This is a genomic window from Sphingobium scionense (assembly GCF_014197035.1).
GTDB classification, from domain to species: domain Bacteria; phylum Pseudomonadota; class Alphaproteobacteria; order Sphingomonadales; family Sphingomonadaceae; genus Sphingobium; species Sphingobium scionense.
Genome location: NZ_JACIEU010000008.1, coordinates 90,834 through 112,351, shown reverse-complemented (window position 1 = coordinate 112,351; position 21,518 = coordinate 90,834). Strand labels below are relative to the sequence as shown.

The window sequence follows — 21,518 nt, the reverse complement described above, 5'->3', positions numbered from 1 at the left end:
CTTCTCCTTATGAAGGGGCAGGATGGCGAACGCGGGCCGGGGCGGAAAGGCATGGCGCCGCGCAGCCGCTTGACTGGCGCGGCAGGCCGGGCGGCGGCGAGAGGAAACGCCAAGTGCGCGTGCAGTCATTGGGTCAGGAAAGGGCGCGGCCTAGTCTTCACAGCAGAAGAGGATGCCATTCGTGCCGACGACGCTCATCGCCAACGCCACCATCTGGGACGCCACGGGCGCGCCTGCCTTTGCCGGCGACCTGCTGGTCGAGGGCAATCGCATCCTTGCGGTCGGACCGGATGCCACCGCCGGTCGCGCGCCGGCCGATCAGGTCATCGACGGCAAAGGCAAGACGCTGATGCCGGGCCTGACCGAGGGCCATGCCCATATTTCCTTCGGCGACGCTGCCTCGACCGAGGATCTGATCGCGCCCTCACCCGAAGCGCATACCCTAATCACCGCGCGCATGGCCGGGCGCCTGATCGATCAGGGGTTCACCAGCTGCTATGGCGCGTCGGCGGCCAAGCTGAAACTGGACGTCGCGGTTCGCGATGCGGTCGATGCCGGCCATATTCCCGGCCCCCGCATCCGCGCCGGATCGACCGAGATCACCGTCACCGGCGGCATGGGCGACGAGAGCAGGCTGCACAATCCGCGCATCGGCATTTCCTGTGTCGTCGATGGACCGGAGGAGATGCGCCGCGCGGTGCGGCTCGCGATCCGCGAGGGCTGCGACAATATCAAGCTCGATGTCTCGGGCGACCCCTTCTATCCCGGCAGCCCGGCCCATGTGACGCCGATGGCGTTCGAGGAAGTGCAGATGGCGGTCGACACCGCCCATGCCTTCGGCCGCAAGGTGAACGCCCATAGCCGGTCGATAGAGGGCAGCAAATATTGCGTCCGCGCCGGGGTCGATGGCCTGTTCCATGTCGAATATGCCGACAGCGAACTGCTCGACACGCTGGAGGACGCCAAGGACCGGATCTTCATCGCGCCATCGATCGGGCTGTTTCATGCGATGATCCATCATGGCGAACCCTGGATCAGCCGGGCCGCCTGCGACGCGATGGGTATAGCCGCACTGATCGAGGCATCGGTCGAGACTCACACCGAACTGCGCAAGCGTGGCATCCGCCATCTGATCGGCGGCGATTATGGCCTGGCCTGGAACCCGCAGGGCACCAATGCCCGCGATATCCGGCTGATGATCGATTATTATGGCTATGACGCTGCCGGCGCGCTGACCTGTGCCACCCGAAACGGCGGACAGGCGATGCGCGACCGGGGCGACCTTGGCACGCTGGTGCCCGGCGCACTGGCCGACATGCTGCTGGTGGACGGCGATCCGCTGGCCGACGTCACCATCCTCGAAGACAAGAACCGGCTGGCCATGGTGATGAAGGATGGCGCGATCCACCGCATCGCGCCCGGCCTGATCGACGCTGCCACGCCCGCCCAACGGAGAGTTGCATGAACATGGAAAGCGGCCCGATGGCGGCGGGCGACGCCCGCTGCCCGGCGATCAGCACGCAGGACATCATCGCCCGCGACAGGGTCGCCGCGCCCGGCTGGGTGCGCAGCGAATCCTACGCCTTCCTCGGCAGCGAGGACATTTCCACCGACCGCTATATCGACCCCGATTTTGCCCGGCGCGAGATGGACAGCCTGTGGACGCGCACCTGGCAATTCGCCTGCCGCGAGGAGCATATACCGGAAATCGGCGACTATCAGGTCTATGAGATCGGCCGCCACAGCTTCATCATCACCCGCGTCGCGGCGGACGATATTCGCACCTATTATAATGCCTGCCTGCATCGCGGCACCAAGTTGCGCGCCTCGGGATCGGCCGGCTGTGCCAGCGAGTTCAAATGCAGCTTTCATGGCTGGAGCTGGCACATCGATGGCTCCAGCAAGAGCATCACCTGCCCCTGGGACTTCCCCCATGTCGACCCGGCGAACAACAGCTTGCCGCAGGTCCGCGTGCAGACGCTGGGCGGGTTCGTGTGGATCAACATGGACCCGGACGCCCCCAGCCTTGAGGATTATCTGGGCGCCGAGGCGCTGGCCCACATAAAGGCCTGGAAGCTGGAGGATCGCTATATCCACCTCCATGTCCAGAAGAGCTTTCCGGCCAATTGGAAGCTGACGATCGAGGCCTTCATGGAGGCCTATCATGTGATCGAGACCCATCCGCAGGTCGCCCCGTCCAACGCCGACGCGAACAGCCAATATGATGTCTATGGCGACCATGTGAACCGCTTCATCTCCTGCCTGGGTGTCGCCTCGCCGCATCTGGAAGGGCGCTTTTCCGAGCAGGATATTCTCGACCAGTTCACCGTTGGCGACGCGTCCGTGCTGAGCGAGGACCGCCCGCAGGTGGGCGACGGCACCGCGCGGCAGGCGATGGCCGACCTGTTCCGCACCATGTTCGGCGCGGCTACCGGCAGCGACCTGAGCGCCACATCCGACAGCGAGATGCTCGACTGCTTCTCCTACACGCTCTTCCCCAACACCTATCTCTTCCCCGGCGTGTCGCTGCCGATGGTCTATCGCTTCCGCCCGGACCCCAGGGATCATCGCCGCTGCATCTATGAGGTGTTCTTCCTGCGGCCGGTGCCCAGCGATGGCGCGCGGCCGGAACCGGCCGAGCCGATCCTGCTGACCGACGATCAGAGCTTCTGCGAGGCGCCGGGCATGGATGCGGGCTTTGGCAGGATTCTCGATCAGGATACCGACAATCTGTTCCTGCAACAGGAAGGGATAGAGGCGAGCGCCAAGCGCGGCCTGACGCTGGGCAATTATCAGGAAATCCGCATCCGCCATTTCGAGCAGGCGGTCGATCGCTATGTCGCCATGCCGCCGCTACGGCCCGGACGCTGAGGCAGGCCCATGTCCTTTGCCCTCAACGCCCGGCTGGCCGCCAGGCGCCCGCCCCTGCCGACCGCAACGGCGATCGATCCGGTCACCGCCAGCATCATTCGCGGCGCGCTGGAAACCGTCTGCCATGAAGCGACGACCCATCTCGGCCGTGCCGCCTCCTCGCCGATCATCAACCAGTCGAACGAGCGCAACGCGGCGATCGTCGATGCCCATGGGCGGCTGGCCATGGGGTCGATCGGCACGCCGCATCTGACCTTCGTGTCGCAGCTCACGGTGCGCTACGGCCTGATGCAGCAGCAGGATTATGACTGGGGGCCGGGAGACGTCTTCGTCGGCAACGACCCCGATTATGGCGGCGGCCACCTGCCCGACTATAATGTCTACGCCCCGGTCTATGACGCGGCGGGCGAACTGGTGCTGGTGCAGGCGCTTCAGGCACATCAGGGCGATACCGGCGGCAAGGATCCGGGCGGCTTCACCCTCGACGCCACCGACATTTTCACCGAAGGCCTCGCCATCCCCTGCCTGAAGCTGGTCCATCGCGGCGAGAAGCGGCGCGACGCCATCCATCTGCTCGAACGCAACAATCGTTTCCCCAGCTTCGCCGGCGATCTCGCCGCGATGATCGGCGCGGTCGAAAAGGCGACCGTCTCGATCCGCGCGATCCTCGACAAATGGGGGGCGGACATGGTGCGGGCGGCGGTCAATCATGCGATCGACCAGTCGGAACGGCAGATGCGCGCCACTGTCTCCGCCTGGCGCGACGGCCGCTATGACGCGACCGTCCATATCGATCATGACACGATGGGGACCAAGGATATCCGCGTCCAGGTCGGCTGCACCGTGGCCGGCGACCAGCTGACCGTCGACCTCAGCGGCACCGACGATCGGCAGGATCTGGTCGGGGTGTGGAACACCTTTGCCAATTCGCGCGGCTATATCATGACCCAGATCGCCGCCAGCATCGACCCCGACATCGTCAAGAATGAAGGGCTGTTCAACGCGGTCGAGATCATCCTGCCCGAAGGCTGCATCGCCCACCCCGCCCCCAATCGCCCGGCGGCGCTCGGTTCCTTCCACCCCGCCTGCGAAATTACCGAAGCGGTGTGCGTCGCCTTGTCGCAGGTCGCGCCGGACCGGTCCGCGCCGCAGGTGTACAAGATCGGCATGCCCAATGCGGTGATCGGCTTCGACGCGACCGGCCAGATGTGGATGGACCAGGGCGTCGATTGCCGGTCGATGGATGTATCCGCCGTGCAGGGCATTGACGGCTGGGGCAGTTGCCCGGTCTCGCTCGGCAATCTGCTGCTGTCGCAGGCGGAGGATGGCGAGGCGCGCTTCCCGGTCATCAACATCAGCCGCGAGCTGGTCACCGACAGCGGCGGCGCAGGCCAATGGCGCGGCATGCCCGGCAGCCGCAATGTGAAACGGATATTGGAACCGGCGATGGCGATGGCCTGGATGGTCAGCCATGATCATCCGATCAGCGGCCTGGCGGGGGGCGCCGACGGCACCCCCTATCTCAATCATTTTCAGGTCGGGACGCCCGATGAATATCGGGTCGAACTGACGGCGCGGGCGCAACTGCCGGCCGGCGCGGTCATTGCCTATCAGCATGGCGGCGGCGCCGGTTTCGGCCCGGCGCTGCGCCGCGATCCGCAGGCGGTGTGCGAGGATGTGCTGGACGAACTGGTGAGCATCGCCGCCGCCCGCGACCTTTATGGCGTGGTGCTGACCGGCAGTCTGGAAGATTACAGCCTGGCGGTGGATCCTGCCGCCACGGCAGCACTGCGCGGGGAGCGGATCGCGGCATGAGCTATCGCGTCGGCATCGACATTGGCGGCACCTTCACCGATTTCGCCCTTTTGAAGGATGGGCTGAAGGATGGGCAGGTCATCCTGCACAAGAATCTCAGCACCCCGCAGGATCGCTCGATCGGCGTGATGGAGGGGCTGGAGACGCTGGCCGGCAAGGAGGGACTGTCGCTCGGCGCCTTCCTCGCCCGCTGCGAGGCGATCGTCCACGGCACCACGGTCGCGGACAATATATTGATCGAGATGGACGGCGCCGTCACCGGCCTTATCACCACCCAGGGTTTCCGCGACGAAATGGAATATCGGCGCGGCTACAAGGAAAGCATCTGGGACGTGCGGCTGGAACCGCCGATCCCGATCGTGCCGCGCCGCCGCCGCCTGACCGTGCCCGAACGGGTGCTGGCCGATGGCAGCGTGCATGAGGCGCTGGACGAGGCGGCGGTGCGTGAGGCCTGCACCAGGCTGCGCAAACAGGGCGTCGAATCCGTCGCGGTCGGCCTGATCTTCGCCCATGTGAATGGCGATCATGAGGATCGGGTTGCGCAGATCGTGGCGGAGGAAATGCCCGGCATTCCCGTCTCGCTCGGCCACCGCATCCTGTCGCGCGCGCCGGAATATGACCGGATCAGCACGACGGTGGTGAACGCCTATGTCGCGCCGCGCGTGAACGCCTATCTCGAACGGCTGGTCAGCCGCCTCGCCGAGGCCGGCTATGCCCGGCAACTGATGGTGATGCAGGCATCCGGCGGTGTCATGACCCGCGCCTATATCGAAGCCGCGCCGATCCGCCTGCTCGCCTCCGGTCCCGCCGGCGGCGTCATCGCATCGGCCCGGACCGGCGGCGCCAAGGGCTATCGCAACCTGCTGTGCGTCGACATGGGCGGCACCAGTTACGACATGTCGGTGGTGCGGGATGGCGCCGCCCCGGCCGAGGCGGGATGGAACATGCATCACCGCTATCTGGTCGGCGTGCCGATGGTGCAGGTGGAAACGCTGGGCGCGGGCGGCGGATCGATCTGCCATGTCGACAAGGGCGAACTGAAGGTCGGCCCCGCCTCCGCCGGCGCGGCGCCGGGTCCGATCTGCTATGGCCGGGGCGGGCTGCGGCCAACGGTCACCGACGCACTGCTGATGCTGGGCATCCTCTCGACCGGCGAAGGCTTTGCCGGCGGCAGCTTCCGCCTGCGCGACGAGGGCGTGGCGGAGGCGTTCGCGGCATTGGGCGCGGAGCTGGGCTATGATGCGCAGCAGGCGGCGTTCGATTGCTGGCGGCTGGTCAACGCCAATATGACCCAGGCGGTGCGGCGCACGACGGCGGCCAAGGGCATGGACCCGGCCGACATGGTAATGCTCGCCTATGGCGGCAACGGCCCGGCCTTCGCCGCGATCCAGGCGCAGGAACTGGGGATCGGCCAGGTGCTGGTGCCCCGTGCCTCGCCCACTTTCTCGGCGCTCGGCACGCTGGTCGCCCATCCCGCGATCGACGAGGAACGATCGTGCAGCGCGCGCGCCGATGCGCTGGACCTCGACCGGCTGCGCGGCCTGTGGGTCGATCTGGCCGCCAATGCCGCCGCGCATTTCGCCGAAGCCGGCTTTGCCGCCGATGCGGCGCAGGCCCGCTGGCGGGTGGCGATGCGCTATGCCGGGCAGAATTGGGCGCTGACCTTCGACCTGCATGAAGGCCGGGGACTGGATGATCTGGGCTTTGTCGACGACACGCTGTCGGCCCGCGCCATCGCCGCCTTCAATGCCCGACACCTGGCCGAATATGGCCATGTCCGCGACGGCGAAGTGCCGGAAATCACCGGCGTGCGCCTGACCGCTCAGGTCGAAACACCGATGCCGCCCGCTGGCGGCGGCTTTACCGCACCGGTCGTGGAGCCCGCACCGCATGGTTATCGCCGCGCCAATCTGGGCGATGGCTTTGCCGATGTCGCGATCCACAAGGGGCCGGACCTGATCCCCGGCGCGCGCATCACCGGCCCGGCAATCATCGAGGAAATCTTCACCACCATCGCCGTCTATCCCGGCTGGCAGGCGCGGGTCGATGATGTCGGCGACTATCTGCTGGTGCGCCAGTCATGACGGCGCTGGCCGGGCTGGTGATCGTGGAGACGGCTGAGCGGGTGACGGGCGAATTTGCCGCCCGTCTGCTCGCCGATTTCGGCGCGGAGGTCATCAAGGTCGAAGCACCCGGCGGCGCCCCGACCCGCGCCATCGGGCCGTTCCATGAGGGTGCCAGCACGCTGTTCCGCTATCTCAACAGCAACAAGAAATCGGTGCAGCTCGATCTTGCGGCGCCTGGCGACCGCGCCCTGCTCGACCGGCTGCTGGCGCGCGCCGATGCGCTGATCGACGATCATGGGCCGGACTGGGCGACGCAGCACGGACTGGCGCTCGGCAGCCAGCCCGACATCGTCCATTGCGCCATCACCCCCTTTGGCCAGGATGCCCCGGCCCATTGGCAGGTCGCCCGGCCGATCAACGTGATGAATGCCGGTGGCTGGGCCTGGCACACGCCCAGCGAGAGCGCGCCCGACCGGCCGCCGCTGATGGGGGCTGGCCGCTTCATGAGCGATTATGAGGCGGGGCTGGAGGCCGCGCTCTGCACCGCCGCGTCGCTGCTGCGCAAACGGCGCACCGGCGCAGGACAGGCGATCGACATCAGCGAGGTCGCGGTCCAGCTGTCGCGCGCCGACTGCGTGCTGGGGCGGATGCTTGCCGGGGATGCGGAGCCGGGGCCGGAGCGCACCCGCTATGACATGGGCGGCCCCGGGGCCGCCTTCGCCTGCGCCGATGGCCATGTCTATCTGCTGATGACGACGCGCGCGCATTGGCGTGGCCTGTGCGCGCTGATGAGCGATCCCGACTGGGCCGCTGCCTTCCCGGAGGATTGGCTGGAATATCATTGCACGCCCGACCGGGTCGCCGATTTCCGCCGTCATTTCCGCGCCTGGATCGCAACTCAGGCCAAGGATGCAGTGGCACAGGCGGCACAGCAGGCGGGCGTGCCGCTGGTGCAGGTCAACAGCGCCGCCGACCTGATCGACCATGTCCAATATCGGCATCGCGGCTTCTTCCAGTCGCTGGGCGGCGCGCTGCATCCCACCGTGCCCTATCGCATGAGCGCCTCGCCGGTGCAGCTGCACAGCCCGGCCCCGACACCCGGCGCTGACCAGGCGATGCTGGCATGAGCCGGGGCGGGCCGCTCGCCGGCATCCGGGTGCTGGAGATCGCCAAGGTCTGGGCCGGTCCCTATGCCGGCAAGCTGCTCGCCTTCCTCGGCGCGGAGGTCATCAAGGTCGAAAGCCGCGCCAATCTGGACGAGATGCGCGCCTATGGCGGGGTCGATATCGACAGCGCACCCTATTTCCGCAGCATCAATCAGGAGGTGCTGAGCGTCCAGCTCGACATGAAGTCGGACGAGGGCATGGCCCATCTGCGCGCGATGATCGCCGCGTCCGATGTGCTGATCGACAATCTGCGGCCCGGCGCGATGGAGCGATCGGGACTTGGCTATGAGGATGTCCGCGCGATCCGCCCCGACATCATCCAGCTCTCGATCAAAATGTATGGCAGTGACGGGCCGCTCGGCTACCAGACCGGCTATGCCCCCTGTTTCGCGGCGCTGGGCGGGCTGAATGCACTGGTCGGCCATGCCGACGAGACGCCGGCGGGGATGAGTATCCGCTATGGCGATTCGACCGTCGGCGCCGCCGCCGCACTGGCGATCGTCGCCGCGCTCCATCATCGCGAAACGAGCGGCGAGGGCCAGTTTATCGACCTGTCGGCGGTCGAGACGCTGTCGATGATGGTCGGTGACAGCCTGTTCGCCTATGGCCTGACCGGCGAGATGCCGCAGGCGACGGGCAATGCCCATGCCGACATGGCGCCCCATGGCTGCTACCCGTGCGCGGAGGGGCAATGGCTCAGTCTCGCCATCGCCGATGACCGGGAATGGCGCGCCTTCTGCACCACGATCGACGCGCAGGCGCTGGCCGCCGATCCCCGCTTCGCCCATGCGTCCGACCGGCTGGCCAACCGGGACGCGCTCGATGCGACGATCGCCCAACGCAGTCCCGAATGGAATGCCGAGGCGATGGCGCAGGCGCTGCTTCTGGCGGGCGTGCCGGCCTTTCGCAGCCAATCCTCGCTCGACCTGATCGGCAGCGAGGCGCTCTGGGCGCTGGGCGCCTATCGCATGGTGAGCGACGCGAAGGGCGAAGTCCGGCCGATCATCGGACCGGGCTGGCGCATGACACCGGACGAGGCCAGCATCACCCGTGGCGCGCCCCTGCTCGGCGAGCATAACCATCTGGTCTATGGCGCGATATTGGGATTGAGTGACAGCGAAATTGACGACCTGATCGCCCGTCGCGTCATTTGGTAATTGCCCGCCCTTGCAAGTTGATCCGCAGTCATTAGATTTTTGCGAATGATTCGCAAAAAGGAAAGAAGATGGCGCAGCCCAATGTCTATCAGGTATCGGACTGGAACGGATCGAGCGGCGAACGCTGGGTCACGCACCGGCAGCGGCTCGACGCCATGCTCGCGCCCTTTGGCGATGCGGCGATCGCGGCGGCGGCGGTCCGGCCGGGCGAGCGCGTGCTGGATGTGGGATGTGGCGCGGGCACCAGCAGCATCGCCCTTGCCCGCCAGGTCGGCGCGACCGGTGAAGTGCTCGGCCTCGACATTTCCGGGCCGCTGATCGGGCTTGCCCAATCGCAGCAGCCCACCGACCTGCCGGTCCGCTACGCGCTGGCCGATGCCGGCAGCGCGACATTGACCACCCACGGCTTCAACCTGCTCTTCTCGCGCTTTGGCGTGATGTTCTTCGATGATCCCGTGGCCAGCTTTGCCCATATGCGGCGCTGGCTGCGGCCGGGCGGACGGATCGCCTTCGTCTGCTGGCGCGCGGCGGCGGACAATGACTGGGTGCGCCTGCCGATGGGCGCGATCCGCGACATCGTGCCGCCGCTGGCGCCGCCCGATCCCGAAGCGCCCGGCCCCTTCTCCTTCGGCGATGCCACACGGGTGACGCGTATCCTGTCCGACGCCGGCTTTGCCGAAATCGACCTTACCCCGATCGATGGCGTCATCCCCTTCGGCCAGGGCGCCGATCGCGAGGCGGCGCTGGACGATGCGCTCGCCATGGCGTTCGAGGTCGGCCCGCTCTCCCGCGCGCTGGCCGATCAGCCTGCCGATGTGCGGGATCGCGCCGCGCAGGCGGTGCGCCAGGCCTTCGCCGCGCGACCGGGCGAGACGGCGATCCTGATCGACGGCGCCGCCTGGATCGTGACCGCCACCAATCCGGGCTAGAGTAGCCCCACCGGCCGGGATATAGGCGCGCCATGACCGAACATCCCGCCTATCGCCAGATCGGCCTCATCGGCACCGGCCGGGTCGCGCGCGCGCTGGGTCTGGCGCTGGCGCCGCCCAGCGCCGCGCCGATCCTGGTGCATGGCCGCAACCCGGACCATGCCGCCGCAGCGGTTACCGCGATCGGCCGTGCGCAGGCCGTTACCCTGTCATCTTCGCTGTCATCCAATTGCGACCTGATCCTGCTGGCGGTGGCCGACGACGCCCTGCCTGCGGTGATTGCCGACCTGGCCAGCACGCCCCTGTCCGCGACCATCTGCCATGTCAGCGGGCGCAGCGGCGCGGCGCTGCTCGATCCATTGCGGATGCAGGGCGCGATCACTGCCGCCGTCCATCCCGCCATGACCTTCACCGGCGATCCGATGGCTGAAGTCGCGCGAATGCAGGGCGCCCGCTTCGCCATTACCGGGGCCGACGCGCCGGCGATCGCGGAAGCGCGCAGGCTAGTCGCGCTGCTGGGCGGTGTGGCGGTCGAAGTCGCGGAAGAACATCGTGCCCTCTATCATGCAGCCCTCTGCCATGCGGCCAATCATCTGGTGACGCTGATCGCCGGCGCCTCCGACGCGTTGATCTCAGCCGGCGTCACCGAACCCGGCGCGCTGCTGGCGCCGCTGGTCCGGGCCGCGCTCGACAACAGCCTGGATCGCGGGATGAACGCCCTGTCCGGCCCGCTGCTGCGCGGCGATCGGGAGACGATCGGCAATCATCTGACGGCGCTGACCACGCACGCGCCCGACCTGCTGCCGGCCTATCGCGCGATGGCGCTGGCGACGCTCGATGCGCTGGACCGGGATGAGGGCGCGCTGCGCGACGATCTCAGCCGGCAAAGCGGCTGTTGATCATCCGGGTAGTCGACCAGCCGCCATCCACCGCGATCACCTGGCCATTGATATATTCGCCTTTGTCGGAACAGAGGAAGGCGACGACATGGGCGACATCCTCCGGCGCGCAATCGCGATAGAAAGGGGTCAGCCCCTGGTTGATCCGCTGGAAGGCGGGATAGTCCCAGGCGGCATCGGTCATCGGCGTGCGCACCACGGTCGGCGCGACGATGTTGGAGCGGATGCCCTGTTCGCCATATTGTGCCGCCATCGTCTGGGTCAGGCCGGTCAGCCCTGCCTTCACCGCGCAATAAATGCCGCCATCCATCCCACCCATGATGCCGAAGGTGGACCCGATGGTGACGATCGCCGACCCCACGCCCATATGCGGCAACACGGCCCGGCACAGGCGGAACGGTGCGCGCAGCGACAGGCCGATCACCTCGTCCAGCATGGCGTCGCTGGTGTCATGCACCGGCGCCCAGACCCCCGCGCCGGCATTGTTGACCAGATGATCGACTCGCCCGAACCGGGCCGTTGCTTCCGCCACGATCCTGTCCGGCGCATTGTCATCGCCGATGTCCGCCGCGACAAAGGCAAAGGCGGCGTCCTGCGGCAGCGCGGCCGCGAGCGCCGCCAGCTTGTCCGCGCTGCGGCCGGTGCCCAGCACGGCCACGCCATCGGCGCACAGGGCGCGCACGATCGCCGCGCCAATGCCGCCCGCCGCGCCGGTGACGATCGCGACCTTCTGTTCCGTCATGCCGTCATCCTCTGCTGCTCGTTCGCTCGCGCTGCAATGTCCCCCGCCGCGACAAAGCCGAAGGTCAGCGCCGGGCCGATCGTCGCGCCGGCGCCGGGATAGCAGTCGCCAAAGGGACTCGCGGCGCAATTGCCGGCGGCATAGAGATGCGGGATCGGCCGGCCGCCGCCGTCCAGCACTCGCGCCTGCGCATCGCAGCGCAGCCCGCCCTTGGTGCCCAGATCGCCATTGTTGATCGGCACCGCATAGAAGGGCGCGGTATCGATCGGCCCCAGATTGGGATTGGGCGTGACGCCCGGATCGCCGAAGAAGCGATCATAGATATTGCCGCCCCGGCCAAATTCGGGGTCGACACCGGTCTGTGCATAGCCGTTCATCACCTGTACGGTTTCGCTGAGCGCCTGCGGCGCGATGCCGATCTTGCGCGCCAGTTCCTCGATCGATCCGGCACGGAAGACATAATGGTCCCACCAATGGCCGGGAATGCGATGGTCGGGCGTATGGACCGTGGGCATCAGCCCGCCGGCGCTGAACTTTGCCCGGAACTTGGCATCGAAGATCAGCCAGCAGGGCATGTTGGCGCCGGTCTTTAGCTGATCCGCCACCATCGCCTGGCCGAACCGGTCATAGCCGGTCGCTTCATTGACGAAGCGCAGCCCCAGCCGGTTGACGCACACGCTCCACGGCCGGCCGACATCGAAAGCGGCCTGATGGATTTCGTGGAAATTGGCGGCGCCGGGCGCCGGCAGGGTCATGGTCGGTATCCACCAGCCCTGATCGGTATGGGCGAGCGATGCGCCGATCGCTTCCGCCGCGATCAGTGCGTCGCCGCGATTGCCTTCCTCCGGGGTCGAACTGTGGCGGGCGAGTCCGGGAACCGGGTAAAAACGATCGCGCAGCGCCTGATTCCATTCAAAGCCGCCGGCCGCCAGCACTACGCCATGGCGCGCGCCAATCTGCTGCACCTGTCCGAAGCGGCGGACGGTGATGCCCGACACGCGGCCGTCGGCGCCGAGCGTCAGCCCCTCCAGCGCGGTTTCCAGCCGCAGGTCGACACCGCGCGCGAACAATTGCTGGTAGAGCGCGCCCATCAGCCCCGCCCCCTGGGTGAAGCGCCGATCCCGCGCCGACAGCCGCCGCGTGCCAATGTCGAGCCAGTAGCGGGCGATCATCTTCGCCGCCGTCCAGCGCCAGCCGCGCTGCTGCATCATCAGGGCAAAGGTCTGGCCAAGGTCCATCGCATAGCGGCGGAACAGCGTGAACCGGCCATATTGCGCCCGCATCAGCGGATAGCGTTCATCACCCAATTGCCGCCCGTCGAAGGTGGGGCAGATGATCGAGCGATCCGCCCGCGCGCCCGGCGCTTCGGGAAAATAATCGGGCCAGGCCGCGGCCATCACTGGCACGCCGCTGTCCTTCAGGAAGCGCAGCATCTCCGGCGCACGATCGACATAGGCGGCCAGCCGTTCCGCATCGACCGGCACGCCGATGACGCTGCGCAGATAGCGCAATGCCTCGGCCGCGCTGTCACCCCGGTCGCCGTCCAGCCCATGGCCCGGCACCCACATCACCCCGCCCGAGGTCGCTGACGTGCCGCCAAATTGATGCGCCTTCTCCACGATCAGGACGGACAGGCCCAGATCGGCACCGCGCAGGGCCGCCATCGCGCCGGCCGCGCCCGATCCGACGACGAGGATATCGAAGCTTTCCATCATCAGAAGCTCGGCACCGCGTCGAGATGCGATCCGGGCGGGAAACAGAAATATTCGAGATAATGGCCCAGATCTGCACGGGCATCGAAATAGGCATAGGTGCCGCCCATCGTGTCCCAGGCGATCGGCATCGCCCAGCGGGCTTTGGCCGCCACGACTGCCGCGTCAAAGGCGGCGCGATCGCCGAAATGCCGGCCCTGATGATGATAATGAAGGCCAAAGCCCTGTGCCAGCAGGCCCCATTGATAGACGGCAATGTCGCCCGACAGGGGCTGGATGATCTCGAACTGCAGTTCATCCCTGGTCGCCAGCGCGAAATGGGCGACCGCCTGCCGGTCCTGCCCGGTGTCGAACAGCGCGTCGGGCATTTCCATATAATGGCCGATGCCGTGCAGCGCGCCGATCTCGTCCATCGCCCGGCGCCAGTCGGTGGTCACATAGGCATGCTGATAATAGTCCCGGCGCACGGATCGCCCTCTCCCACTCTGTTCTGCTGCCGGCCACTATCGAAGGCGGGACAGCGAAGCGGAATGACCCGAGCGGCAGCGCCGCTTGCACCGGCACGCGCATCGGATTGCGGGCAATTGCCGCGCCCGCCGGCCCATGATGAATGGGGCCATGACCATGCTGACCTTCACCGCCGTCGCCCATGTCGACGATGTGCCGCCGGGCACTGCCAAAGCCGTCGCTGTCGATGGCGAGAGCATTCTCCTGTGCCACAGCAATGGCCGACTGTTCGCGGTCGCCAATCGCTGCTCCCATGCCGACGAGCCGCTCGCCTGCGGCCGGGTGCGCGCCGGCTGGATCGCCTGCCCGGTCCATGGCGCGCGCTTCGACCTGGAAACCGGCCGCGCCATGAACCCGCCGGCCAAGGCGCCGATCAAGGTCTATGAGGTGCGGGTCGTGGACGGCCGGATCGAGATCGCCCGCTAGTCCGTCTGCGGCTGCATCAGGGCCAGGAAATCCGCCAGCGCCAGCCGTGCATCGAGCTGGGTGAAGAGTCGGATCAACCGGCCGGGAATTTCCGCGCCATAGCGGGAATCATCCAGCAGCCGCCGGCCGGCGATGATCGACGAGGCGCTGCTTTCGGAAGACACGGACGTCAGCAACACCATCGGACTGTCCCCCAGAGTGATGGCGCCGCCCAGCTGGACGAAGGGCGGCAGATCGGCATAGCGGCCATAGAGCCATGCGGTCGTCGCCGACATCGGCCGCAAGGTCGCCGTCATTTCCGCCACCGACATCTGTAGCTGGCGATAGGCGCCGGCGGCTATCTGCCAGATCGGCATGTGGCTCCGTTCGATCACGGCGCGCGGGGCTTCCAGATCGGTGGACAGATTATATTCGCTGCCGCCCTGCGGATAATCGGCGCCGCCGATCCAGACCAGGGTCATGCGATCGGCGATCGCCGGCTCCAGCTGCAGCGCCTGGGCGAGATTGGTGAGCGGCCCGCCGCAGGTGAAGAAGAGCGGCAGCGGATCGTCCCGCATCGCCTCCGCCACGATCGCCCGTGCCGCCGCCGACGCCTGTGCCCCGGCGACGCCGAACTGCTCGCTGCCCGCGATCACCGGGCAGAGGTTCGTCACCCCCATGATCTGCATCAGGTCGATCGCCGCCTGTTTGCCCGCGGCGGCAGTTGCGCCGGCCGGCTGTCCGCCCAGCGCCGCCAGCTTCGCGTCGAGCGCCGATGTCGTGACCAGCACCGGCCGCGCCGCCTTCGTCGCCAATTGATGCGCAAGCGCGATCAGGCCGTCGGGATCGCCGGCGAAATCATTGTCGATGATGATGCGCGCCTTGGGCGCCTGCCGGATCACCGGCAGGGCGGATCGGGCGGCGCTGCCGATCATCAGGCTGACACCCGCTGCGATGAACCCGCGCCGATTGATCACAGTCCGCATGCCTCTCCCCTATCTGGGCCGAGGGCTGGCATGGGGCGGCCAAAGGGTCAAATAGCGATTTTCGGGGTGCCCATAGGCCCGAGCTATGGATGGCTGAGCCGCGCCACCGCGACCGCACGAATGTCGGCGGCCTTGGCCTTCTCATTGCCGGTCAGGGCAAAATCCGCCTCGTCCAGCAGCAGCACCCGGCGCGGCACCTTGAAGCTCGCCATGCGCGCCTTGAGATGGGCGATCAGGTCGCTTTCCGTCACCCGCGCGCCATCGACCGGGACGATGCAGGCGACCACCATCTCGCCCAGCAACTCGTCGGGCACGCCGACCGTCTGGCTGCGCTTGACGCCGGGGAAGGTGGCGATCGCCGCGTCCACTTCCTCGGGCGCGACATTGGCGCCACCGGTCTTGATCATGTCGGTCATGCGCCCTTCCCAGAAGAAGCGTCCCTGTCCGTCCACCCGTCCGCCGTCGCCGGTGCGGTAATAGCCCTCCGCGTCGAAACACTCCTCCGGCGCCTTGCCCAGATAGGCGGTCATCAGCGTCGGCCCCTTGATGCACATCTCCCCCGCCTGCCCCACCGGCAGGATCGCACGGGTCAGCGGATCGACGATCTTCAGGCTATTGCCCGGCAGCGGCGCGCCGGCGCTGCCGCCATAATCGGCGTCGGACGTATCCGCATCAAACGCCGTGCAGATCGTCATCGTCTCGGTCGTGCCGAAGGCCATGGGCGTGGTCCAGTCGGTATCGACCGTCGGATGGTCGCCGATCAGCTCGCCCTTGGTCACATATTTGAGGCTGGAAAGGTCAGCGCTGGCCCAATTGTCCGCCGCCTGCACCCGCGCCCATTGGTGCGGCCGGCCGGTGAGGAAGGTGACGCGCTCCTGCTCGATCACATCCAGCGCAGCGGCGGCGTCGAACACCGGTTGCAGCACCGCCGTCCCGCCGGTCGACAGCGCGGTGCCGATCACCAGGCTTATATTGCCCGACCAGAACAGGCCATTGCCGGTCCAGCTCACCACCGGCTCGCGCATCGCAAAGACGCGCGGCCAGCGCCACCACTGGATGGTGAAGGCGCGCTGGGCATGGACGATGCCCTTGGGCAGGCTGGTGGTGCCGGACGAGAAGAAGATGCCGCCATGATCGGACGGGGTGACGGTGGCGGCGCGCTGCGCCACCTGCGCATCGGGCACCGCCACGCCGCTGGCTATGAAAGCATCCCAGCCTTCATAGCCTGGCGCTGCCGGATCGGCGTCGGTCACGCTGTCGAGCTGGACCAGCCGATGGAGAAACGGCCCCTTGTCGATGCCGGCCAGCATGGCGGCGAAATCCTTCTTCATCACCCGCGTGTCGAAGAGGAGGATGCCGATCGCCGAGTCCTGGACCAGATGCTCCAGTTCCTCGGGCGTGGAAAAGGTGCTGAGCGCCACGGTCACGCCGCCCGCCATCGCGATGCCGAAGACGCTGGCGAGATATTCGGGCCGGTTCGCCATCAGCACGCCGACCCGGCCATCCTTGCCGAGGCCGGCCGTGATCAGCGCCCTCGCCACCGCCACGGATCGGGCATGGAGTTCGTCATAGCTCCAGCAGATGCGCCGATCCGCCGTGCGCATCACGACCGCATCGCGCGCGCCATGCCGCGTCCGCACCGCATCCAGATAGGCCGGGATGGTCTGCGCGCCCTGCCCCGGCTCATGCGCCAGCGGGGGGCCATGGACCAGCGAAAGCGGCGCGCTCAATAGGGCAACTCCACCTGCGCCGTGCCCTTCAATATCTCTTCGCCATCCTGGGTGGTCATCACCGTGCGGACCTTGACCACCGGCATGCCGAAGGGGGACCGATCAATTTTCTCCACCACCTCGCCATCGACCCAGGTCACGTCGCCCTCGAAGGCGGGCGAGCGGAACTGGGTCTTGCTGTGCCAGACATAGCCGCCATGGCCGGCCCAATAGGCGACCGTGTCGAGGTGCCAGGCATTCATCGACGCGCCATAGCCATAGGCGCCGCCCATGCCGACATTTTCCGCCTTCTCGGCATTGATATGGCCCGAAGACGGGCCGTGATACAGGCCATCGCCCATGCGCGGGTCGATCTTGCGCGCCTCATGGTCGTAACTCATGTCGGCGCCGAAGCCCGCATCCTCCTTGGCCGGATCATGCACGCCATCGGGCACGTTCCACGCCCAAGTCCCCCAGATATTCTGGCGATGGGCGCGGCATTCATTGGCGAAGCTGACCACCGAATGCGGGCCGATCACCCGGCGCGGCAGCCGGTCGCCCACCTTCACATCTGCATAGGCGGGCGAATGGCCGTCTCGGTTGGACAGGATCCAGTCGTGGCGCGCCCTCTGGATGTCCGCCAGTTCGGCCTTGCTCCAGCGACGCGGACTGCGCTTCTCCTTGGCATAAACGCCGCGCTTGTTCGCTTCGTCGACCAGATAGCGGATCGCCGTCGCCTGTTCCTTGGCGACCAGTGCGCCATGCTGGTTGCGATGGATCGTGTCGCCGCGCGCGAACATGGTCGGGCCGGCAAAGCTGGTGTCGGCAATCGAATAACCGTCGAAGCGGCGGCTCTGCACCAGCTTGTCGCCGGGGCGCACGGGGGTGCCATAGAACCACCATTCCTCGCCGGCGAAGATCAGGTGGGTGCCCGGCACCTTGCCGACGCAGGCCGGGTGGCAGCCATGGCCATAGTCCATCGCCACGGTGAAGCTTTGCGGCGCGACGATGCCGCCGAAGCGGGAGGCGCGCGCGAAATTTTCGTCCCAGTGGATCGGATTGGGATAGTCCATAGTCTGCACCCAGCGGCGAATGTCGGTCGCGTTGCAGGCGTCCCACATCTCGGCAAAGATGACCGGCTTGCCGACCCACTGGTCGACATCGCTGGTATCCAGCGTCAGCATGCTATCCTGCACATCCATGTCGGCCATTGAATGTCCCTATTCGATCGGTTGCGGCGCGCCGGTGCCGAGATAGTCGGCCAGCACGCGGTGGAAATTGATGATCGCCCGCTCCTCGACCGGACTGGGTCGCAGCCCGTCGCAGCCGCGCGAACGCAGGCCCCGCTGCACCGCGCCCATGTTGGAGAAATCCTGGCACAGCACCTTGCGCCAGCTTGCCTCGTCCATGTCGGGCTTGTGAAGATTGGCGGGTCGTGGCTCGGTGCCTTCGGGAAAACGTTCGAGCGTGTAGACCTCGAAGATGCAGCGATTGGGATCATGGCCATCGGGCCGGGCGCGATAGCAGAGCGCGAAGGTCGGTCCGTGGATGACGACCGTGTTGGGGAAGATGTGCCAGACATTGCCCGCCGCCGCGAAATGGGCGGGGTCGATGCGGGGCCAGTTCACCCCGCGTCTGGCATCCTCCTCCACCGTGCGGCGCATCAGGTGCATCTGCACCTCGGCCGGCGGTGTGCCGTCGGGCAGTTCCTCGACCAGCAGATTGGCCACCCGCACCATCGTCTCGGTGGTGGTGCCGTTCACTTCCTCCCAGAGCTGGTTGAGCGAATCCGCCAGCCCCTGGCGCATGTCCGCCGCGCCCGCCGCCCCGGCGGTCGCACCACCCGTCCCCTCGCGCGCCTGCGATCCGAACACGCCATGGATGCCGCGCCCGTCGCTCCAGGTCGGCTTGGGCGAATATTTGGTCAGTTGCGGATGGGTGCCGGCAACATGATAGCCCTCGTTGAACGCCTCGATCGCGACCTTCCAGTTGCAGGGGAAATGCAGCCACTGGCGCCAACGATAGCGCATCTTCTCCAGCTCGAACGGGTCGAGCATCGATGCCGCCGGCTCCAGATAGGCGCGCAGCGGCGGCGCGTCCGGGTCCATGCAGACGAACACCCAGCCGCCCCAGCTGTCGACGCGCACGTCGCGCAGGCGCAGCGCATCGGCCTTCAGGCCGTCGCCCCAGGCATCCTTGCGGACCACGCCGACATTATTGCCGTCCAGATCCCAGCTCCAGGCATGGAAGGGGCAGACCAGCCGCTTCGCATTGCCGCACCCTTCGGTCAGTTGCCGGCCGCGATGGCGGCAGACGTTGAAATAGGCGGCGATCCGGTCCGGCGCGGCGCGCACGACGATGATCGAATCGTCGACAATGTCATAGGTGACATAGTCGCCGACCTCCGGGATTTCCTCTTCCCGACAGGCGACCTGCCAGACCCTGGGCCATAGTTTCGCGGCCTCGGCATCGGCATAGGATTGCGAGACATAGGCGGTGTTGCCGATCAGCACCGGTGGTTGGGTGATGTTGCCCTGCATGGTCATGTGGCCCTCCCGCTCAATGCAGCGCGACCGGCGGCGGCGGCGCAGCCTCCGCGCGATAGTCGCTGGGGTTGCGGGCATAGACGCGCTTGAACATGCGGCTGAAATGGGCCGGGCTCTTGAAGCCGACGGCATAGGCGATCTCGCTGATCGAGATGCTGGCCGCGTCCGATCGCGCCATCCAGGCCCGCGCCTGTTCCAGCCGGCGCTGCCAGATCAGGTCGGAAAAGCTGGTGCCATTCTGCTTGAGCAGGGTGGTGAGATAGCGCGGCGAAATGCCGCAACCCTTGGCCGTCATCGCGGCGGACAGCCCCGGATCGGACAGATGGACCTCGACGAAGCGGCGCACATCGGCAAAGCGCTTTTCCGCGACGGAGGGGCGCGGCGGCACCGCGCGCACATCATGGCGCAGCCCCTGGCCGATCACCGCCAGCGCCGCCTCCACCAGCGTCCGGGTGGTTTCCTCCGCCACATCGGCGTCGCGCTGGAACAGGCCGGCCAGGATGCCATCGGCGATCCCCAGTTCCGCCCGCTGCATCGGCAGCAATATGCCCGCCCCGGCATCGCAATCGACGAAACCGCGCAGCACATGGGTCGGCACCGTCACATGCAGAACCTCATGCACGCCCTGCGCATCGGGCTGGCATTCGATCAGGAAGGGCGCGGTCGAGCGCGTCATCAGGAAATCGCCATATTGGGCGGCGCGGCTGCCGAGCTGGTTGGAAAAGACCAGCCGGCCGCGCTTGACGAACCACAGGACGGTAAGGTCGGTGCCATCCTCGCGGATATGCTGGCGGGTGCGACGGAAGAAGAGGCGGGTGGCCGATCGCAGCAGGATCGCCGCGCTGGGGCCGGCGGGCTTGCGCCGCGCTTCCACGTCGATGATGGAGCCTTCCTCCATCCAGTAATCGCCGCGATAATATTCCTGCTCGCGCGCGCCGCGAAACAGGTGCTGGCATTCGCGATAATTGCCCCGGTCGAGGGCGAAGAGCGTCTCGATCATCGCATCCGCTCCTTTCAACGCTGCGCCCGGCCGGCGCGGCTCAGCCGCCATTCCGGGGGATAGTTGAGGTCGTTATTCTTGACGGTATGGGCGATGCCCTGGTCGAAGCCGCCGGCGCCCAGATCGATGTCGGTCGGCCGGTCGCTCTTCATCAGCGGCAACATGGCTTCCAGCCAGCCGGTGAGCAGGCTGCCCATATATTCGCCGCTATATTGCTTATAGGCCTCGATGAAGGTCTTCTGCGCGACCACCACGTCGAGCGGCCGGGTGCGACAGCAGGCATCGGCATATTTGTCCGTCTCCGCCTCCAGCGCGTCGCGCGGCACGACGCTGTTGACGAAGTTGCAGGCCATCATCTCGTCGGCGGTGAAGGGCCGGCCGGTGAACAGCATTTCGGAAAAGCGGCGGATGCCGACCATTTCCAGCCATTGCCACATGCGCGGACCCCAGCCGGCATAGCGGAAGGAAGGGTGGCCAAACAGCGCGTCGTCGGCCGATACGATCAGATCGGCGTCGGCGCACTGGTAGAAATGCCAGCCATAGCAATAGCCCTTGGCCTCGACGATGCTGATCTTCTTGAATTCCTGCAGCGGCCGGTTGCCGGCATAGCCCTTGGCATAATGGTCGGTCAGACCGTGGAGGAAGCGGTAGGAACCGGGTGGCGGATAGCGCACGTCGGGATCGTCAATTTCCAGGTCGGGCAGGAAATCATCCTCCGCGCCGGGATGCAGATACATGTCGCCATGCTCGTTGATGTCGCCGCCCGATCCCAGATCCTGCCCGGCGCCGCGGATCACCAGCACCTTCACATGATCGTCGATATTCGCCTTGTGGACGATCTCGCCGAACAGCAGGCGCATGCCGATCGTCGTCGTGTTGGCCTTGCCGGGCCGGTCGAAGGTGATGGTCGCGATCTTGCGCGCCCGGTCCTTCTCATAATGCACGAACTGCGCCGCCTCGCGCTTCAGCGCTGCCGCGCTTGCCCTGGCCATGCCGCTCTCTCCCATC

Annotated in this window: 18 protein-coding genes; 9 read left to right on the top strand and 9 right to left on the bottom strand. The window is 66.9% G+C overall.

Annotation, left to right across the window (positions count from 1 at the left end; genetic code table 11):
* Positions 1-172: 172 nt before the first annotated feature.
* From GGQ90_RS11095 to GGQ90_RS11060, 8 genes are all read left to right on the top strand, one after another.
* Positions 173-1,465, top strand: coding sequence for an amidohydrolase family protein (locus GGQ90_RS11095; RefSeq protein ID WP_188082222.1), 1,293 nt, complete (start codon positions 173-175; stop codon positions 1,463-1,465).
* Positions 1,462-2,871, top strand: a complete 1,410-nt coding sequence (locus GGQ90_RS11090; RefSeq protein WP_188082221.1) for an aromatic ring-hydroxylating oxygenase subunit alpha — start codon at positions 1,462-1,464, stop codon at positions 2,869-2,871. The genes GGQ90_RS11095 and GGQ90_RS11090 overlap by 4 nt, the downstream gene beginning before the upstream one ends.
* 9 nt (positions 2,872-2,880) lie before the next feature.
* A complete protein-coding gene (locus tag GGQ90_RS11085; RefSeq protein ID WP_188082220.1) occupies positions 2,881-4,686 on the top strand; it encodes a hydantoinase B/oxoprolinase family protein in 1,806 nt (601 codons plus the stop codon).
* Entirely contained in the window at positions 4,683-6,770 is a 2,088-nt protein-coding gene (locus tag GGQ90_RS11080; protein ID WP_188082219.1) for a hydantoinase/oxoprolinase family protein, read from the top strand. Before GGQ90_RS11085 ends, GGQ90_RS11080 begins: the two co-directional genes overlap by 4 nt.
* On the top strand, positions 6,767-7,879 hold the full coding sequence (locus GGQ90_RS11075) for a CaiB/BaiF CoA transferase family protein (protein WP_188082218.1): 1,113 nt from the start codon (positions 6,767-6,769) through the stop codon (positions 7,877-7,879). The genes GGQ90_RS11080 and GGQ90_RS11075 overlap by 4 nt, the downstream gene beginning before the upstream one ends.
* Positions 7,876-9,075 (top strand): CaiB/BaiF CoA transferase family protein, encoded by a 1,200-nt coding sequence (locus tag GGQ90_RS11070; protein WP_188082217.1) that lies wholly within the window; start codon positions 7,876-7,878, stop codon positions 9,073-9,075. The genes GGQ90_RS11075 and GGQ90_RS11070 overlap by 4 nt, the downstream gene beginning before the upstream one ends.
* A gap of 68 nt (positions 9,076-9,143) precedes the next feature.
* On the top strand, positions 9,144-10,004 hold the full coding sequence (locus tag GGQ90_RS11065; protein WP_188082216.1) for a class I SAM-dependent methyltransferase: 861 nt from the start codon (positions 9,144-9,146) through the stop codon (positions 10,002-10,004).
* Positions 10,005-10,036: 32 nt separating this feature from the next.
* On the top strand, positions 10,037-10,903 hold the full coding sequence (locus GGQ90_RS11060; RefSeq protein ID WP_188082215.1) for a Rossmann-like and DUF2520 domain-containing protein: 867 nt from the start codon (positions 10,037-10,039) through the stop codon (positions 10,901-10,903).
* Here GGQ90_RS11060 and GGQ90_RS11055 read toward each other — a convergent pair.
* Genes GGQ90_RS11055 through GGQ90_RS11045 form a run of 3 tightly spaced genes read right to left on the bottom strand, consistent with a single transcriptional unit; the run spans position 10,881 to position 13,824 of the window.
* Positions 10,881-11,645, bottom strand: a complete 765-nt coding sequence (locus GGQ90_RS11055) for an SDR family NAD(P)-dependent oxidoreductase (protein ID WP_188082214.1) — start codon at positions 11,643-11,645, stop codon at positions 10,881-10,883. The genes GGQ90_RS11060 and GGQ90_RS11055 overlap by 23 nt on opposite strands.
* Positions 11,642-13,360, bottom strand: a complete 1,719-nt coding sequence (locus tag GGQ90_RS11050; RefSeq protein WP_188082213.1) for an FAD-dependent oxidoreductase — start codon at positions 13,358-13,360, stop codon at positions 11,642-11,644. Before GGQ90_RS11050 ends, GGQ90_RS11055 begins: the two co-directional genes overlap by 4 nt.
* Entirely contained in the window at positions 13,360-13,824 is a 465-nt protein-coding gene (locus GGQ90_RS11045; protein WP_188082212.1) for a hypothetical protein, read from the bottom strand. Before GGQ90_RS11045 ends, GGQ90_RS11050 begins: the two co-directional genes overlap by 1 nt.
* A gap of 151 nt (positions 13,825-13,975) precedes the next feature.
* Between GGQ90_RS11045 and GGQ90_RS11040 the strand changes: the two genes are divergently transcribed.
* On the top strand, positions 13,976-14,290 hold the full coding sequence (locus GGQ90_RS11040; RefSeq protein WP_246428212.1) for a Rieske (2Fe-2S) protein: 315 nt from the start codon (positions 13,976-13,978) through the stop codon (positions 14,288-14,290).
* On the opposite strand, the gene GGQ90_RS11035 is transcribed toward GGQ90_RS11040, so the two are convergent.
* The 6 genes from GGQ90_RS11035 to GGQ90_RS11010 form a co-directional block, all read right to left on the bottom strand.
* Positions 14,287-15,255: a nucleoside hydrolase gene (locus GGQ90_RS11035; protein WP_188082210.1), complete on the bottom strand. Its 969-nt coding sequence runs from the start codon at positions 15,253-15,255 to the stop codon at positions 14,287-14,289. The genes GGQ90_RS11040 and GGQ90_RS11035 overlap by 4 nt on opposite strands.
* A gap of 83 nt (positions 15,256-15,338) precedes the next feature.
* On the bottom strand, positions 15,339-16,985 hold the full coding sequence (locus GGQ90_RS11030) for a class I adenylate-forming enzyme family protein (protein ID WP_188082209.1): 1,647 nt from the start codon (positions 16,983-16,985) through the stop codon (positions 15,339-15,341).
* Positions 16,982-18,175 carry an FAS1-like dehydratase domain-containing protein gene (locus GGQ90_RS11025; RefSeq protein ID WP_188082208.1) on the bottom strand — a complete coding sequence of 398 codons (1,194 nt, stop codon included), beginning with the start codon at positions 18,173-18,175 and terminating at the stop codon, positions 16,982-16,984. Before GGQ90_RS11025 ends, GGQ90_RS11030 begins: the two co-directional genes overlap by 4 nt.
* Before the next feature lie 9 nt (positions 18,176-18,184).
* The gene (locus GGQ90_RS11020; RefSeq protein WP_188082207.1) at positions 18,185-19,510 is read right to left on the bottom strand and encodes an aromatic ring-hydroxylating oxygenase subunit alpha; all 1,326 of its coding nucleotides are present in this window, start codon (positions 19,508-19,510) and stop codon (positions 18,185-18,187) included.
* Positions 19,511-19,523: 13 nt separating this feature from the next.
* On the bottom strand, positions 19,524-20,510 hold the full coding sequence (locus tag GGQ90_RS11015) for a helix-turn-helix transcriptional regulator (RefSeq protein ID WP_188082206.1): 987 nt from the start codon (positions 20,508-20,510) through the stop codon (positions 19,524-19,526).
* Between the two features lie 14 nt (positions 20,511-20,524).
* A complete protein-coding gene (locus GGQ90_RS11010; RefSeq protein WP_188082205.1) occupies positions 20,525-21,502 on the bottom strand; it encodes an enoyl-CoA hydratase/isomerase family protein in 978 nt (325 codons plus the stop codon).
* Positions 21,503-21,518: the final 16 nt, after the last annotated feature.

Bases quoted from the DNA above. Each gene is read 5' to 3' on its own strand.
- GGQ90_RS11095 (WP_188082222.1), top strand. From the start codon at position 173: ATGCCATTCGTGCCGACGACGCTCATCGCCAACGCCACCATCTGGGAC.
- GGQ90_RS11090 (WP_188082221.1), top strand. From the start codon at position 1,462: ATGAACATGGAAAGCGGCCCGATGGCGGCGGGCGACGCCCGCTGCCCG.
- GGQ90_RS11085 (WP_188082220.1), top strand. From the start codon at position 2,881: ATGTCCTTTGCCCTCAACGCCCGGCTGGCCGCCAGGCGCCCGCCCCTG.
- GGQ90_RS11080 (WP_188082219.1), top strand. From the start codon at position 4,683: ATGAGCTATCGCGTCGGCATCGACATTGGCGGCACCTTCACCGATTTC.
- GGQ90_RS11075 (WP_188082218.1), top strand. From the start codon at position 6,767: ATGACGGCGCTGGCCGGGCTGGTGATCGTGGAGACGGCTGAGCGGGTG.
- GGQ90_RS11070 (WP_188082217.1), top strand. From the start codon at position 7,876: ATGAGCCGGGGCGGGCCGCTCGCCGGCATCCGGGTGCTGGAGATCGCC.
- GGQ90_RS11065 (WP_188082216.1), top strand. From the start codon at position 9,144: ATGGCGCAGCCCAATGTCTATCAGGTATCGGACTGGAACGGATCGAGC.
- GGQ90_RS11060 (WP_188082215.1), top strand. From the start codon at position 10,037: ATGACCGAACATCCCGCCTATCGCCAGATCGGCCTCATCGGCACCGGC.
- GGQ90_RS11055 (WP_188082214.1), bottom strand. From the start codon at position 11,645: ATGACGGAACAGAAGGTCGCGATCGTCACCGGCGCGGCGGGCGGCATT.
- GGQ90_RS11050 (WP_188082213.1), bottom strand. From the start codon at position 13,360: ATGATGGAAAGCTTCGATATCCTCGTCGTCGGATCGGGCGCGGCCGGC.
- GGQ90_RS11040 (WP_246428212.1), top strand. From the start codon at position 13,976: ATGACCATGCTGACCTTCACCGCCGTCGCCCATGTCGACGATGTGCCG.
- GGQ90_RS11035 (WP_188082210.1), bottom strand. From the start codon at position 15,255: ATGCGGACTGTGATCAATCGGCGCGGGTTCATCGCAGCGGGTGTCAGC.
- GGQ90_RS11025 (WP_188082208.1), bottom strand. From the start codon at position 18,175: ATGGCCGACATGGATGTGCAGGATAGCATGCTGACGCTGGATACCAGC.
- GGQ90_RS11020 (WP_188082207.1), bottom strand. From the start codon at position 19,510: ATGACCATGCAGGGCAACATCACCCAACCACCGGTGCTGATCGGCAAC.
- GGQ90_RS11015 (WP_188082206.1), bottom strand. From the start codon at position 20,510: ATGATCGAGACGCTCTTCGCCCTCGACCGGGGCAATTATCGCGAATGC.
- GGQ90_RS11010 (WP_188082205.1), bottom strand. From the start codon at position 21,502: ATGGCCAGGGCAAGCGCGGCAGCGCTGAAGCGCGAGGCGGCGCAGTTC.